Origin of the sequence: Pseudomonas sp. SIMBA_041, from assembly GCF_046535095.1 — a bacterium.
Taxonomy (GTDB): domain Bacteria; phylum Pseudomonadota; class Gammaproteobacteria; order Pseudomonadales; family Pseudomonadaceae; genus Aquipseudomonas; species Aquipseudomonas mucoides.
Genome location: NZ_JAWRXJ010000109.1, coordinates 1 through 337, shown reverse-complemented (window position 1 = coordinate 337; position 337 = coordinate 1). Strand labels below are relative to the sequence as shown.

The following is a 337-nucleotide window of genomic DNA, read 5'->3' as shown; positions in this document are numbered from 1 at the left end:
ATGGAGCGGGAAACGAGACTCGAACTCGCGACCCCGACCTTGGCAAGGTCGTGCTCTACCAACTGAGCTATTCCCGCAAATGGCGTCCCCTAGGGGACTCGAACCCCTGTTACCGCCGTGAAAGGGCGGTGTCCTAGGCCACTAGACGAAGGGGACACGCTAACTGAAACACATGGTGTGTATTTCAGTGCCCAAATCCGCATCCGAAGATATCGGTTCTGGTTTCACTCAACGCCGCCCGAAAGCAACGCTGTTTAAAAATGGAGCGGGAAACGAGACTCGAACTCGCGACCCCGACCTTGGCAAGGTCGTGCTCTACCAACTGAGCTATTCCCGC

3 tRNA genes are annotated in these 337 nt (G+C 56.4%); all 3 read right to left on the bottom strand.

What is annotated here, in order from left to right:
* Window position 1 precedes the first annotated feature (1 nt).
* The 3 genes from SB725_RS30460 to SB725_RS30450 all read right to left on the bottom strand — a co-directional run bounded on the left by SB725_RS30460 (window position 2) and on the right by SB725_RS30450 (window position 337).
* Window positions 2-77, bottom strand: a tRNA-Gly gene (locus tag SB725_RS30460).
* A gap of 3 nt (window positions 78-80) precedes the next feature.
* Window positions 81-156: transfer RNA gene (locus SB725_RS30455), tRNA-Glu, on the bottom strand.
* A gap of 105 nt (window positions 157-261) precedes the next feature.
* A tRNA-Gly gene (locus tag SB725_RS30450) sits at window positions 262-337 on the bottom strand.